This window comes from Enterococcus sp. AZ020 (assembly GCF_050499205.1).
Taxonomy (GTDB): Bacteria; Bacillota; Bacilli; order Lactobacillales; family Enterococcaceae; genus Enterococcus_L; species Enterococcus_L dunnyi.
On the sequence record NZ_JBIPAT010000001.1, the window covers coordinates 2,636,409 to 2,650,425 of the forward strand.

Consider the following 14,017-nt stretch of genomic DNA (forward strand, 5'->3'; position numbering starts at 1 on the left):
ATGAGTTAAAGGAGAATGGATCATGAATGTAGAAGAAACAGTTTTAGATATTTTAGAAGAAATCACAGGTACGGATGAGGTAAAAGAAGATAAAGAGGTAAATTTATTCGACGAAGGACTGATGGATTCATTAGCAACGGTTCAATTGTTAGTCGAAATCGAAGGACAATTAGGTGTACAAGTCCCTGTTTCAGAATTTGACCGCGAATTGTGGAACACACCTAATAAAGTCATTGAACAAGTGAAAGCATTACAGTAATGACAATGAAAAAAAAGATTTTGGGAATCATTGGGCCGATTCTGGTTTCCGCGGTTCTTTTGGCTGTATTTTTCTTTGCGCCGTTCAAAATAGATGTAGATAGCAAGCATGTTTTAGCTGATGCATCTACATCGATGGCGACGAATGTTTTAAAAGGAGATGCAATCAAAAATAAAGCGATTGGCTCAAAGGAATACGTCCCATTTTTCGGTTCTTCTGAACTGAGCCGGATCAGTCCGTTTCATCCTTCTGTCTTGGCGGAAAAATATGACCGAGATTATCGGCCGTTTTTATTGGGAGCGCCAGGTACGCAGTCATTGACGCAAGCCATGATGATGCAGTCGATGGGAAAAAATCTTTCGCATAAAAAGGTAGTTTTTATCCTTTCTCCTCAATGGTTCGTTGAGCAAGGAGTGACGAATGACTATTTCAATGCTTATTATTCAGAACTACAGACGTATCAGTGGGTGAGTGATTTAAAGACAGTTACAGAAGATGATAAATATTTTGCGGAGCGTTTATTAGATTTCCCCAAGGTAAGAGATGATAAACGCTTAACAAGCGCATTGTCCGATATCCGAGCAGGAGAGTTGCCGGATACTTCTGATAAAAAATATATTGAATTGATGCTGAATATGTTCTCAAGAGAAGATGAATTGTTTAGTAAAATTGGGATGGTCAGCAAAAATCAAGCCATCGAAAAAGCAGAGAAACATCTGCCTAATGTCTATGATGAACAGGCACTTGATGATCTAGCGATTACGATCGGACGAAAAGCAACAAGTAATAACCCGTTTGAAATTGCTAATCCTTTTTATACAAAGCGCGTGAAGAAGAAATTAAATCATTTAGAAAATTCTCAAAAGAATTGGAACTACCTTTCCTCACCGGAATATTCAGACTTACAGTTAGCTTTGAGTCAATTGTCGCAAGACAATGCAGAGGTTTTATTCATTATTCCGCCAGTCAACAAACGCTGGACAGACTTTACTGGTTTGTCTCAGGAAATGCTGCAGGGCTTTTCTAAGAAAGTGAAATATCAGCTGGAAAGTCAGGGATTTACGAATATTGCTGATTTTTCAAAGGAATGCGACACACAATATTTCATGGCGGATACGATTCATTTAGGCTGGCGCGGCTGGTTAGCAGCAGATCAGCGGATTCGGCCATTTCTTGAAGACAAGAAAGTAACTACACCAAATTATCAGCTGAATCCAGCCTTTTATTCAAAGGAATGGCAGGAACAAGACCCAGCTGATTTATAGAAACAAATGTTAGGCTCCGAATAGAAAAGAACGAAGAATGAAACAACGCAGCAATGGCTCTGTTTCATTCTTCGTTCTTTTTTATAAGCAAAAGTAAGTTAAATCCAAACATCATTTTCTGCTGTCAGCTCGCCACTGTTATCGCCAGTGTTGACCACATCTTTTGGCTCGATCAGCAAAATTTGACATTCCTTTTCTGAGAAAGGTCGATGTTCCACTCCTTTTGGAATAACAAACATTTGTCCTTGCGCTAATTCAACTTTTCCATCTCGAAATTCAATAGTCATTTCTCCATCCAAAACTAAAAATACTTCATCTGTGTCCTCATGTTGATGCCACACAAAACGATCCAAGATTTTCACTAATTTAAATTGATAATCATTCATTTCTGCGATGACTTTTGGCGACCAATGTTCATTAAAAAGAGCTAATTTTTGTTTTAAATCAATAGCTGTATACTTCATACACTTGTTTTCCTTCCCTTATTCATTTTTCTTTTATTGAGTAAAGCCAACTAGTAAATTTGTATCATTATAGCATATCAAACGATGCTGAAAATGAATCATTTAAAGTAAAAACAAATAGTTTCTTTATTTTTATTTAAAAATGAATGGTATAATACTAGAGGAACTATTCAGGAAGGGAGTTTTATACTGTGGATCAAAAAGAAGAACAAATGCTGATCGAGCTTACAAATGCCAAAGGTGTACCCGGAAATGAAGGAGAGGTCAGAGATCTGTTCAAAAAATATGCGGAGCCTTTTGCAGATAAGATCATATATGACGGATTAGGCAGTATCATTGCTAAACGTATCGGTGATAAAGAAGGACCAAAAGTCTTTTTCTCAGGTCACTTGGATGAAGTTGGTTTTATGGTGACTCAAATCACGGATAAAGGTTTTATCAAATTTCAAACGCTTGGCGGCTGGTGGGGACAAGTGATGCTGGCACAACAAGTACAGATCAAAACTACAAAAGGCAAGCTGTTTCATGGAGTGATCGGATCGAAACCACCTCATGTATTAACACCGGATGCGCGAAAACAGCCATATGAAGTGGCGGATATGTTTATCGATATTGGTGCGTCAAGTTCAGAACAAGTTGCTGAATGGGGCATCAGACCTGGGGATATGATCACACCATATATTGAATATCGTCGAATGAATGATACAAAATTTATGTTGGCTAAAGCTTGGGATAATCGTATCGGGACAGCGGTATCATTGAAAGTGTTGGAAAATCTAGCTGAGCAAGGGCACCCTAATGTTATCTTTGCTGGAAGTGATGTACAAGAAGAGGTCGGTCTGCGTGGTGCTCAAACCAGTACTCATTTAGTTGATCCGGATATCGCATTCGCACTTGATACTGGAACAGCAGGAGATACACCGGGCATGACACCGAAGGAAGCTGATTCTGAATTAGGTAAGGGACCACAAATTTTGATTTTTGACGCATCGATGATCCCGCATAAAAAACTGCGTGATTTTGTGATTCAGGTAGCGGAGGAAAATGATATACCTTTCCAATATACAGTTATCACAGGCGGAGGAACGGATGCTGGCAGAATGCATTTGACTCGAAACGGTGTTCCTTCATTGGCGATTACAGTACCGGTTCGTTATTTACATTCACATACATCAATGATCCATGAAGATGATTATTTGAATACAGTTAAATTAGTAACAGAAGTGATCAAGCGATTGGATCAAGAAACGGTTGCGAAGATCCGTGAGTATTAATTAAGAAAGGTTTTTGTTTATGAAAAGTCAAATTACAAATGCTATGCATCGAGAGCAAGCACGGATTTCCTTGAAGAATCAATGGGGAACGATGGCTTGGATCACCTTTTTGGCGGTTTTTATTCGATTTATTATTGGTTCAGTCGTGGGAGGGATCGCTAACTTCCCGCAAGATAGTGCAGGAAATAATGTGATGTCTTTTTTACTGAATAATTTTCTGTTTTTTGCGATTACGTATGGTACGTATTTTTGTGCGCTGCAAGTCCTTCGCGGCAAGCGTGTGCAGGCAAATATGCTGACAGCGATTTTTCAAGGGAAGTTCTATTTGCCAATGCTATTGATCAATTTTACTCAGACTATTATTGAGCTTGTGTTGAACGTACTTGTGTTATTGCCGATTTTCATCTCATATGGTGCGACGATCTATTTTGGCTTGATGTTCAATACAGTGACAGTCGACCAATTTAGAACTGAAATGACTGGGGATATTTCCTTAGCTTTGTTATTGATCATTTTTGGTTTGTTGATGATCTTGATCAGTGTGTTTGTTAGCGGAGTGTTCCAATTCGCTGTTTGGGTGAAAATGGATGATCCTGAGCTGTCAGTTAGTGATGCACTTAAATACGCGCTGTTCTTGATGAAAGGCCGTTTTGGTCAATATTTACTTTTACAGCTTTCATTTATTGGGTGGTTTATTATTGGAACATTAGTGTTTGGTATCGGATTACTATGGGTGATCCCTTATCATGATGTAGCAATTGCAAGCTTTTATGATACATCCCGTGATGAAAAAGGAGCACCAAAAGTTATTGATTAATATAAACTAGAGCTGTCTTTCAATAGGCATGCTCTTTTTTTGTTTCCTCAGTTAATTCTTTCCCGTTATTTTCCATTTTTATGTTACCATAAGGATGAGAAGAATGAAGGAGGTCGATGGAGTTGAACATTACCGTTTTAGGCTGTTTAGGCGCATATCCATATAAAGGCGAAGGAACAAGTTCGTATTTGTTGGAATCGGATGGGTTTCAGCTTTTATTAGATGCAGGAAGTACAACGCTTGTAAATTTGGAGGAGCATATCGATCCTTTGACCCTTGATGCTGTGATTTTATCTCACTACCATCATGATCATATCGCTGATCTAGGTGTATTGCAGTATTACCGCCAATTATATCCGGTGATGGAACCGACACCTATTTTACCGATTTATGGACATACAGATGATCAAATTCATTTTGAGGCATTGAATATGCCGAATGTGTCAAAAGCGGTGCCTTATTTTGAGGCTGAAGAATTAAAAATAGGGCCATTTTTGATTACCTTTATGAAAACGATCCATCCAGTTCCTTGTTATGCTATGCGTTTTGTAGAGGAAAAAACAGGCAAGGTTTTTGTTTATACGGGAGACTCAGGTTACTTAGAAAGCTTTATTGATTTTGCTGAAAATGCGGATGTCTTTTTAGCGGATACGTATTTATTTGAAGGAAATGAACAACATCATGCTCATTTCACGTCCAAAGAATCAGGAGAAATCGCTAAAGCTGCTCATGTTAAAACGCTTGTTTTGACTCATTTGCCTCAACATGGCTCGTTAGAAGAGCTAAAAGAGCAAGCGCAAAAAGCAGCTGGAGATCAAGTAGAAGTTTGTTTAGCAGAGAAAAATTTAGTTATTACTATTTAAGGAGTGAGCGAGTGTGATTTTTGTACCAAATGAAAATAATGACCCAAGAGTAAACTTAGCAATCGAGACATATCTTCTAAAAGAAAAGCCATTGGATGAACCGATATTATTATTTTATATCAATGATCCATCGATCATCATTGGTCGTAATCAAAACACCATCGAAGAAATCAATAAAGAATATGTAGATGAAAAAGGGATCCATGTTGTTCGTCGTTTAAGCGGTGGTGGTGCGGTGTATCATGATCATGGCAATCTGAATTTCAGCTTCATCATGCCGGATGATGGCAATTCCTTCCGTGATTTTGCTAAAGTCACGCAGCCGATCATTCAAGCCTTGCATGAGCTTGGTGTTTCCGGAGCTGAATTAAAAGGTCGTAATGATTTAGTGATCGACGGCATGAAATTTTCAGGCAACGCGATGTACGCGACTGCCGGTAGAATGTTTGCTCATGGAACATTGATGTTTGATAGCGATATTGACGAAGTAGTCAACGCTTTAAAAGTTCGCAAAGATAAAATTGAATCAAAGGGAATCAAATCTGTTCGTTCACGTGTAACGAATATCAAACCATTCTTACCCGAAGAAAAACAAGGAATGACGACAGAAGAATTTCGTGAGGACATTCTATTGAAAATCTTTGGAGTAGATTCTGTGGATCAAGTAAAAACATACGAATTGACTGATGATGACTGGAAAAAAATCAATAAAATATCTGATGAATATTACCGTAATTGGGATTGGAACTACGGCAAATCTCCTGCATTCAACTTAGAACGCCGCCATCGCTTCCCAATTGGTGCAATCGATGCTCAAATGAATGTAGAAGACGGTGAAATCAAAGAAATCAAAATTTTCGGTGATTTCTTTGGCTTAGGTGAAATCAAAGATGTCGAAGAAATTCTAACTGGCACAAAATATGAAAAAGCAGCGATCGAAGAAGCTGTCGACAAAATCGATGTGAAGAAATATTTCGGTAATATCGAAAAAGCCGATCTAGTCTCATTGTTATACTAAATAGGACAACACAGAAAAGAAATCGACCTTATAAGCCAAGTAGAGGTCGCTTATCGACTGCTTTTTGTTAGCTGTTTACTTAAATTTAAAGAGTGTGGAACAAAACTGATTTTTGGTTTTGCTCTACATTCTTTTTTGACATCAATGCTATCTCTTCGTATAATAAAGAAGCGAAAAGGAGCGAAATGTATGCGAAATGAAATGATGCATCGACCAGTTGTCAAAAAGGAACTTGTCGATTTTATGCGAGATAAACAAAAGAAAATCGAAGGTGAATTAGGTGTGATCGAAGAAGAAGCTCACGAAGCTGGAGTTCCGGTCATTCCTCATGAAACAGTGGTTTTTTTACAATTTTTTTTAGATCAAATGAAGCCCAAAAATATTTTGGAAATCGGGACTGCGATCGGTTTTTCTTCTAGTTTGATGGCACAGTATGTCGGGGAAGAAGGACATGTCACGACGATCGATCGATTTGATGTCATGATCAGAAAAGCGAAAGCTACTTATGAACGCTTAGGTTTAGAGGAGAAAGTCACACTACTTGAAGGACAAGCTGCTGAGATTTTACCTACATTAACTGGTCCATATGATTTTATTTTTATGGATAGTGCAAAATCAAAGTACATTGAGTTTTTACCTGAATGTTTGCGTTTATTACGTGTTGGTGGTGTTTTAATGGTGGATGATGTGTTTCAGGCAGGAACGATCTTAGATCCAATCGAAGAGATCCCCCGCAGCCAGCGGACGATCCACAGAAAGCTAAATCAATTTTTAGATACTGTGATGACTCATCCAGATTTGACTTCAACTCTGTTACCGTTAGGTGATGGTGTGATCATGATCACTAAAAATAAAGAGCTAACTGAATAATTCATCTACTCAGATCAAAATAGCATCATTTGGTCTGAGTTTTTCTACATCCACAATCAAATAATAGGAGGAAAGAGGAATGAAAGCGGTTGTCATTTATGAAGCAGGAGGACCTGAAAATTTAGTTTATGAAACTGTTCCAACGCCAACACTTAAAGAAGGTTGGTCATTGATCAAGGTGATGGGGTTTGGCATCAATCATTCAGAAATTTTTACAAGAGAAGGAAAGTCTCCTTCAGTCAAGTTCCCTCGCATTTTAGGTATTGAATGTGTGGGTGTGATCGAAGAAACAACAGATCCAGTTAAGTTGCCGCTAGGGCAAAAAGTCGTTTCGATCATGGGAGAAATGGGCCGAGCCTATGATGGCAGTTACGCAGAATATGTGCTATTACCAAATGAACAGATTTATCCAGTCTGTACTAAGCTTTCTTGGGAAACCTTAGCAACGATCCCAGAAACCTATTACACAGCGTTTGGTTCTATGCAAAACTTAAATATACAGCCAACAGATAAGGTGCTCGTAAGAGGTGCAACAAGCGGAGTAGGCAATGCATTTCTTAAATTACTAAAAGGAAAATATCCTAAAATCGTGGTAGACGGGACCAGCAGACAGATGGATAAACAAACGAAATTGCTCGCAGCAGGTTTTGATCATGTGATCGAAGATCGAAATGGGTATTTACAAACAGCTAATTCTTACGACAAAATTTTAGAATTGATTGGTCCGGCAACGATCAAAGATAGTTTTAACTATCTTAACGAAGGCGGTATTTTATGCAGCACTGGTCAGTTAGGAGGAAAGTGGTTCCTTGAAAACTTTGATCCAATCATTGATCTGAAAAGGAACAGCTACTTAACAAGCTTTTATTCTGGGAATGTCGATAGTGAAAAATTAACTCAATTATTGACTTATATAGATAAAAATAAGATAAACATCAAACCAGAAAAAATTTTTCAACTCAAAGAATTATCAAAAGCACATGAATATTTACAAAGCAGCGGTAGCTTGGGGAAAGTGATTATCTTAAATGAAGGAATCGAAATTGATGAAAAATGATGAACAAAAAATAAAAATATTGAATAATTTAGTGGCTCATTACGGATATCAGTATTGGTGGGAACAGGAGAATCGAATCGCTGACTGGGTATCGATGATTTTGATCCAGCAAACAACTGAAAAAAATGCGAATAAAGCATTAGATAATCTGACACCTCATCTTACTGTGGAGTCTCTACTGATGATTGATCTAGACACGTTGCAGGAATTGATTCGTCCAGCAGGCTTTTACAAACAAAAAAGTAGCTATATCAAGGCGTTGATCGAGTGGTTTGCTTCACATGATGCTGATCTTGACAAATTTCGTTCTTATCCGACAGATATACTTAGAAAAGAACTTTTAGCAATCAAAGGTGTGGGAGGAGAAACCGCCGATGCGATGCTTTTATACATCTTTGAAAGAAATGTCTTTATTGCAGATCAATATGCTATGCGCTTGTTTGCCCGCTTTGGTTACGGTCCTTACAAAAATTATGAAGCGATGCGTAAAGAATTCAATCATTTGACTGAGCAAATTCCCCATCATTTATGTAAAGAATGGCATGCAGCAATTGATGTTCATGGAAAACAGTTCGCTAGAAATAAGAAGATGGATGAAAACTTCCTTTTAGCATAAAAAGAAGTTGTATCCTAGTATTTTAATGTTCATTTAAGTTTCAAGGTATATGCTCTTTTGGAACAGGAGGTATCGCAATGAAGCAGGAGAGAACAGTTAAAAGCTGGATGATTCAACTTTTTTCAATGGCAACGATCATGTTGCTGTTCATTTTTTTAGGACAAAAAAGTCTGACGGTATTTGCTGATAAATCACTAGAAAATAATCAGCCAATACCCATTCAAACACCAACGATCATGGTTCCTGGAACTAACAGAACAGTGGATCGCTTTGATGGCTTGATCAAAGCTTTAAAAGTAAATGAACAGTCAGAAGTTTTAAAAGTAACAGTAGCAACTGATGGAACAACTTCTTTCAGTGGAAAACTTTCACCATCATCTGAGCATCCGATCATTGTGATTGCTTTTGAAGATAGTAGTGACGACACATTAGCTGTTCAGGGAAAATGGTATCAACAAGCATTAACAGCTATTCAAAAGAAATATATCTTTAAGACCTATAATTATTTTGGGCATTCCAATGGCGGATTGGTGATCACTTCCTATTTAGAAAACTTTATTTTAACAGAAAATCCTAAATTGAATAAGCTGATCACTTTAGGAACACCGTATAATGGAACTTCTGATAAAGAGAATGATACAGTAACTAATGCTGGCGAAGTGAAGCAAGTTAGTCAGTTACTAAAGAGCTACGTCCAAAATCGTCATGAGATTCCTTCAACGATCGACATGTTGAACATTGCTGGAGAAATCGAAGATAGTGCCACAGATGGAACTGTTCCAGTTCAAAGTGTTTTTTCTGGAAGTATGATCTACCAAGAAAATGTGTCTGACTACCAAGAATTATTGATTCAGGGAGAAAGGACTAAACATAGCGAGCTGGTTGAAAATGAAGAATTCATCAAACAGCTACAAGCCTTCTTTTGGGAGACGTAATGCAGCAGAAGTAGAAATGAAAAAACGTTCATTTCTATTTCTGTTGTTTTTTTATTTAAGCCAAGAGAAATGGTTCATTACTTTATGTAAAAATCAATAGGATTCTGTTTAAGCTCCCTTTTTTGATGTTATTGAGAATGAAGCTTGTATATTCTCAAAGAGAAGCTTGAAATATCAAAGATAAAATAACTAAATTATAATAATTCTATTGACACAATTATTTCAAACTGATAGGCTAAGATTGTAGGAAAAAAAGTTTGCTGAAGTCAGTTTGTCTTTTAATTTTATAAGAGTCAAGCTTTCATTCAGTACATAAAAATTAGGAGGAAAAATAAATGAATTTAATCAACACAAAATTATTGGATTTTGAATGCGACGCGTACCAAGATGGAGACTTTATTAAAGTTAGTACAGCAGATGTTTTAGGCAAATGGAGCATTTTCTTCTTTTATCCAGCTGACTTTTCATTTGTTTGTCCAACAGAATTAGGGGATATGCAAGATCACTACGACCACTTAAAAGAGTTGAACTGTGAAGTCTATTCTGTATCAGAAGATAGCCATTTTGTCCACAAAGCATGGGCAGATGCAACAGACACGATCGGCAAAATCAAATACCCGATGTTAGCTGATCCAAACGGTAAAATCGCTCGTTTCTTCGGTGTTTTAAATGAAGAGTTAGGTCAAGCATACCGCGGCACATTCATCGTCAGCCCGGAAGGCGAAATCAAATCATACGAAATCAACGATATGGGAATCGGCCGTAACGCAGACGAATTAGTTCGTAAGCTGGAAGCTTCTCAATTTGTTGCTGAACACGGAGATAAAGTTTGTCCGGCAAACTGGAAACCAGGTGAAGAAACGATCGCGCCAAGCTTAGACTTAGTTGGTAAAATCTAATTTTTTAATAGTAAAACTTAGAGGCTGAGACAGAAGCGTACAAACTTCTGGTTCGGCTTCTTTTAAAAAAGGAGACAGGAGAAAATATATGAGTCAAGAAATTTATGATTTGATCGTTATTGGCGGAGGCTCTGCTGCTTTATCAGCTGGGATCTATGCTGGACGGGCGATGTTGGATACATTGATCATCGAAAAAGATAAAATCGGCGGACAAGTGACAACTACATCTGAAATCGTGAATTACCCAGCGATCAGAGCAACAACAGGTCCAGAATTAATGGAAGATATGCGGTTACAAGCTTTAGATTTTGGTGTGGATTTTACAACAGATGAAATCATTGATGTTGATTTGAGTCAGACAGTTAAAACAGTAAAGTCTGCAACTAAAACCTATCAAGCATATGCAGTGATCATTGCTACAGGGGCTTCTGCACGTAAAATCGGTTTTCCTGGAGAAGTCGAATTTACTGGACGTGGAATCGCTTATTGCTCAACCTGTGATGGTGAATTTTTCCAAGGACTAGACATTTTTGTTTTAGGCGGCGGTTATGCTGCGGCAGAAGAAGCCGTTTATCTAACTCGTTACGGGAAATCAGTAACGATGATCATTCGTGAGCCTGATTTTACTTGTGCAAAGCTGACAGCTGAAGCAGCAAAACAACATCCTGATATCAAGATCGTCTATAATACCGAGGTAAAAGAGATCACAGGAGATGATTTTGTCCGTAAAGCAGTCTTTTTCAATAATGAAACAGGTGAAGAAACAACCTATGAAGCACCAGAAGGCAGCACATTTGGCATGTTTGTCTTTGCTGGAAACAAACCTAGCACAGAAATCTTTGAAGGCAAAGTCGAATTAGATCGCGGCTATGTGCCAACCAATGAAAATATGGAAACAAATGTACCAGGCGTTTATGCAGCCGGAGATCTTAGAATCAAAGAATTACGCCAAATCGTCACAGCTGTTGCAGATGGTGCAATTGCAGCAACAAGTGCACAAAAATACGTGACAGAAGAAAAGACAAAAGCTGGTTTGCCAATCGTTAATGCACGTTTGGAAGCCCGTTTAGAAAAACAACGTGCTGAAAAGAAAGAAGTAAAACCTAAAGAGCAAAAGCCAGCAAAAACAAGCGGAAGCAGTACCTGGTTCCCAGATGCGATGAGAGAACAGCTTGGCGGAATCTTCGGCAAGCTAACAAAAAATGTAACATTGCTGCAAGTTATGGACAGCAGTGCAGAAAAATCACTTGAATTGAATTCATTCTTAACAGAGTTCGCTTCACTAAGTGACAAAATTCTTTTAGAAACGATCCAAAAAGGTGAGAAAACTGACCTAGAAGAGCAATACGGCATTGATAAATTACCAAGTGTAGTTGTTTTAGATGATCAAGGAAAATATACTGGTATCAAATTCAGTGGTATTCCAAGTGGTCATGAAGTCAACTCGATCGTGTTAGCTGTCTACAATGTAGGGAGCGAAGGGCAGCCGATAGAAGAATCGGTAGTTGCTAAAATAAAAGGATTGCCTAAGAAGAAAGTTCAAATTTTTGTCTCTTTGACTTGTCATTATTGCCCAGATGTCGTAGCTTCATGTCAGCGAATTGCATCACTGAATCACAATGTCGAAGCAGAAATGATTGACATCGGAGTTTTCCCAGAACTAAAAGAAGAGAAAAAAATCATGAGTGTACCAGCAATGATCATTGATGATAAAGACATTGTTTTTGGATCTAAAAACATGGAAGAAATCATTGAGATTTTAGAAAAATAGAGACTTCTGTATAGATAAAGAGTTCGGGAAATACCTTCTAAAGAAAAAATCCAGCTATCAATCATCAAAAGATTGGTAACTGGATTATTTATTGATTATGGATTAGATTTAAAAGTTTTATAAGATAACTTGTTTGATCGTAAAAATTTTTGTTTTTTTATCGTATACTAGTGTTTATTTGCATTATTAACTATATAATGAGTAAGGATTGACAAACATAGTCAGTGGAGGCAATAGACTAGAAGGAATAACATTTTTCTTCGATAAGTTGAGCCATCAAGGTGAGAGGAACATTAATTAATATAAGTTGAAGAATAGGAGGGGAATTATGAAACTATTTATCAATGATACCGATAATAGAAAAATAGAAGTACTTGCATATTTAATCAAGGAATTGAAAGAAGTAAAAATCTCAGATTTAGTTGCAGCTACAGGCTTGTCAGATAAAACAGTTAGAGGAATCGTTCTTTCTTTGAAAGATAATATGTATCTTGATGAAACAAAAATGACGATTAATTATAACGAGAATGGTAAAATAATTTCGATTATTGTATCTAATATTTCTTTAGCTGATACAGCGTTTTTTTATTTAGAAAAATCAATCATGTACATTATGATCAAAGAATTACTTTTACGAGGATACCTTGATAAAAATAAAATTTGTACTACTTATTTTATTAGTGAAGCAACGTTTACACGATATAAAAACCAGCTAAAAAAAATTTTGGAAACATTCAATTTTACACTGTCTAAAGAAAACGTCTTGATTGGGGAGGAATACCGAATTCGCAATTTCTATTTCTTATTTTTCTCATTTGCCCATTCAAAATGGTTATTTTCAGAAGAAAGCTATAGTGATATAGAGCGGTCCTTAACCAATTCTTTGTTTAAGAGTACGCAATTTGATAGGTCAAAAAAAAATATGATATGTTTGTTGATATTTATTTGTAAAATCAGAAATAGTCAAGGTTGTTACTTAGATCAAAAAACAGAGATCAAATTTAAAAAGGAGGGGATATATGAACGGATTTACAAAGGAATTTCTAATTATGTAGATACATATTGTCCTTATTTCAAAAATAAAACAGAGGAAATTCAGTTCCTTTTTTTCTTTTGTATCCGAGGACAACTAATTGTACCGCCCTCTTACTTAGAAGAAGCAATGGTCATTGATATCAAGCGATTTAAACATTTCAAAGAAACTAGAGATTACCTTGTTCAAAAGATACTATCGGAATTTTTCGATAATGATAGTGGTCGACACCAATTAATCAATCAAGATGTAACAACATTTCTGTTATATACTTATTTTAGTTTTATCGATTCCAGACTATTTCTATATGTATATGATGAGAACTACTATTCTCGTACACGTTATGAAAAAGAGTTACTAGGAAAAATTAAAGACTTTATGGACGCAAAGAAACAAAAAACTCCTAATAATTTATTTTTTGACAAATGGTTTCATGGGGAAAAAGGGGAAGTATTGGCAAACCAACTTTTCTTATTGGTGTATAGTCTTATATCTAGGGTTGAACTGGAAAACATTATCACAGTTCGCATACATGTTCAAGTTTCTAAAGTCTATGTAGCCGATATTTTAAAAGCAAAGATAAAGCAAGTGTTTGCTGAAAATGTAGAAATTGTTGCTGTTTATGATGAATCAACCGATATAATTGTTTCTGATAAAAATTACTTGAGCCAAGAAGATTATATACCGAAAATTTATGTACCAACATTTTCTGATCCGCAATATTTTGATATTTTATGCGAAGCAATATTGAAGGAAATAACAAAAAAAATCAGTAAGAATAAATCTTGGTCAAGAGTACTAAACGATAATATGAAATAAAATTATTATAGTATCACCTACTCAAAAAAAAATAAATCATTATTTCCTCTACGTAGA

Annotated in this window: 14 protein-coding genes; 13 read left to right on the plus strand and 1 reads right to left on the minus strand. The window is 36.6% G+C overall.

The window, feature by feature from the left end:
• Positions 1-22 precede the first annotated feature (22 nt).
• Together dltC and dltD are read left to right on the plus strand one after the other, a co-directional pair.
• Positions 23-259 (plus strand): D-alanine--poly(phosphoribitol) ligase subunit DltC, encoded by a 237-nt coding sequence (gene dltC / locus IGI58_RS12670; protein ID WP_087639402.1) that lies wholly within the window; start codon positions 23-25, stop codon positions 257-259.
• Complete coding sequence (gene dltD / locus IGI58_RS12675) at positions 259-1,524, plus strand: D-alanyl-lipoteichoic acid biosynthesis protein DltD (protein ID WP_429953125.1); 1,266 nt, start codon at positions 259-261, stop codon at positions 1,522-1,524. Before dltC ends, dltD begins: the two co-directional genes overlap by 1 nt.
• A gap of 98 nt (positions 1,525-1,622) precedes the next feature.
• Here the strand turns inward: dltD and IGI58_RS12680 are convergent, their stop codons facing one another.
• Positions 1,623-1,988: a cupin domain-containing protein gene (locus IGI58_RS12680; RefSeq protein ID WP_429953124.1), complete on the minus strand. Its 366-nt coding sequence runs from the start codon at positions 1,986-1,988 to the stop codon at positions 1,623-1,625.
• A 191-nt stretch (positions 1,989-2,179) separates the two neighbouring features.
• Here IGI58_RS12680 and IGI58_RS12685 point away from each other — a divergent pair, with 191 nt between their 5' ends.
• The 11 genes from IGI58_RS12685 (at position 2,180) to IGI58_RS12735 (ending at position 13,960) form a co-directional block, all read left to right on the plus strand.
• A complete protein-coding gene (locus IGI58_RS12685) occupies positions 2,180-3,262 on the plus strand; it encodes a M42 family metallopeptidase (RefSeq protein WP_176372736.1) in 1,083 nt (360 codons plus the stop codon).
• A 19-nt stretch (positions 3,263-3,281) separates the two neighbouring features.
• Positions 3,282-4,079 (plus strand): DUF975 family protein, encoded by a 798-nt coding sequence (locus IGI58_RS12690; RefSeq protein WP_087639404.1) that lies wholly within the window; start codon positions 3,282-3,284, stop codon positions 4,077-4,079.
• A gap of 122 nt (positions 4,080-4,201) precedes the next feature.
• Positions 4,202-4,942: an MBL fold metallo-hydrolase gene (locus IGI58_RS12695; protein WP_225533221.1), complete on the plus strand. Its 741-nt coding sequence runs from the start codon at positions 4,202-4,204 to the stop codon at positions 4,940-4,942.
• Positions 4,943-4,955: 13 nt separating this feature from the next.
• On the plus strand, positions 4,956-5,960 hold the full coding sequence (locus tag IGI58_RS12700) for a lipoate--protein ligase (protein WP_429953123.1): 1,005 nt from the start codon (positions 4,956-4,958) through the stop codon (positions 5,958-5,960).
• Between the two features lie 189 nt (positions 5,961-6,149).
• Entirely contained in the window at positions 6,150-6,830 is a 681-nt protein-coding gene (locus IGI58_RS12705) for an O-methyltransferase (protein WP_429953122.1), read from the plus strand.
• A gap of 79 nt (positions 6,831-6,909) precedes the next feature.
• Positions 6,910-7,887: a zinc-binding dehydrogenase gene (locus IGI58_RS12710; RefSeq protein ID WP_429953121.1), complete on the plus strand. Its 978-nt coding sequence runs from the start codon at positions 6,910-6,912 to the stop codon at positions 7,885-7,887.
• The gene (locus tag IGI58_RS12715) at positions 7,877-8,503 is read left to right on the plus strand and encodes an endonuclease III domain-containing protein (protein ID WP_429953120.1); all 627 of its coding nucleotides are present in this window, start codon (positions 7,877-7,879) and stop codon (positions 8,501-8,503) included. Before IGI58_RS12710 ends, IGI58_RS12715 begins: the two co-directional genes overlap by 11 nt.
• 77 nt (positions 8,504-8,580) lie before the next feature.
• The gene (locus IGI58_RS12720; protein ID WP_429953119.1) at positions 8,581-9,438 is read left to right on the plus strand and encodes an alpha/beta hydrolase; all 858 of its coding nucleotides are present in this window, start codon (positions 8,581-8,583) and stop codon (positions 9,436-9,438) included.
• Positions 9,439-9,773: 335 nt separating this feature from the next.
• A complete protein-coding gene (ahpC, locus tag IGI58_RS12725) occupies positions 9,774-10,337 on the plus strand; it encodes an alkyl hydroperoxide reductase subunit C (protein ID WP_087639415.1) in 564 nt (187 codons plus the stop codon).
• Between the two features lie 88 nt (positions 10,338-10,425).
• Complete coding sequence (locus tag IGI58_RS12730) at positions 10,426-12,108, plus strand: FAD-dependent oxidoreductase (RefSeq protein WP_429953118.1); 1,683 nt, start codon at positions 10,426-10,428, stop codon at positions 12,106-12,108.
• 328 nt (positions 12,109-12,436) lie between these two features.
• Entirely contained in the window at positions 12,437-13,960 is a 1,524-nt protein-coding gene (locus tag IGI58_RS12735) for a helix-turn-helix domain-containing protein (RefSeq protein WP_429953117.1), read from the plus strand.
• Positions 13,961-14,017 lie beyond the last annotated feature (57 nt).

Excerpts from the sequence above, each read along its gene's own strand:
- ahpC (WP_087639415.1), top strand. The coding sequence starts at position 9,774 with ATGAATTTAATCAACACAAAATTATTGGATTTTGAATGCGACGCGTAC.
- IGI58_RS12680 (WP_429953124.1), bottom strand. The coding sequence starts at position 1,988 with ATGAAGTATACAGCTATTGATTTAAAACAAAAATTAGCTCTTTTTAAT.
- dltD (WP_429953125.1), top strand. The coding sequence starts at position 259 with ATGACAATGAAAAAAAAGATTTTGGGAATCATTGGGCCGATTCTGGTT.
- dltC (WP_087639402.1), top strand. The coding sequence starts at position 23 with ATGAATGTAGAAGAAACAGTTTTAGATATTTTAGAAGAAATCACAGGT.
- IGI58_RS12710 (WP_429953121.1), top strand. The coding sequence starts at position 6,910 with ATGAAAGCGGTTGTCATTTATGAAGCAGGAGGACCTGAAAATTTAGTT.
- IGI58_RS12735 (WP_429953117.1), top strand. The coding sequence starts at position 12,437 with ATGAAACTATTTATCAATGATACCGATAATAGAAAAATAGAAGTACTT.
- IGI58_RS12720 (WP_429953119.1), top strand. The coding sequence starts at position 8,581 with ATGAAGCAGGAGAGAACAGTTAAAAGCTGGATGATTCAACTTTTTTCA.
- IGI58_RS12730 (WP_429953118.1), top strand. The coding sequence starts at position 10,426 with ATGAGTCAAGAAATTTATGATTTGATCGTTATTGGCGGAGGCTCTGCT.
- IGI58_RS12705 (WP_429953122.1), top strand. The coding sequence starts at position 6,150 with ATGCGAAATGAAATGATGCATCGACCAGTTGTCAAAAAGGAACTTGTC.
- IGI58_RS12690 (WP_087639404.1), top strand. The coding sequence starts at position 3,282 with ATGAAAAGTCAAATTACAAATGCTATGCATCGAGAGCAAGCACGGATT.
- IGI58_RS12715 (WP_429953120.1), top strand. The coding sequence starts at position 7,877 with ATGAAAAATGATGAACAAAAAATAAAAATATTGAATAATTTAGTGGCT.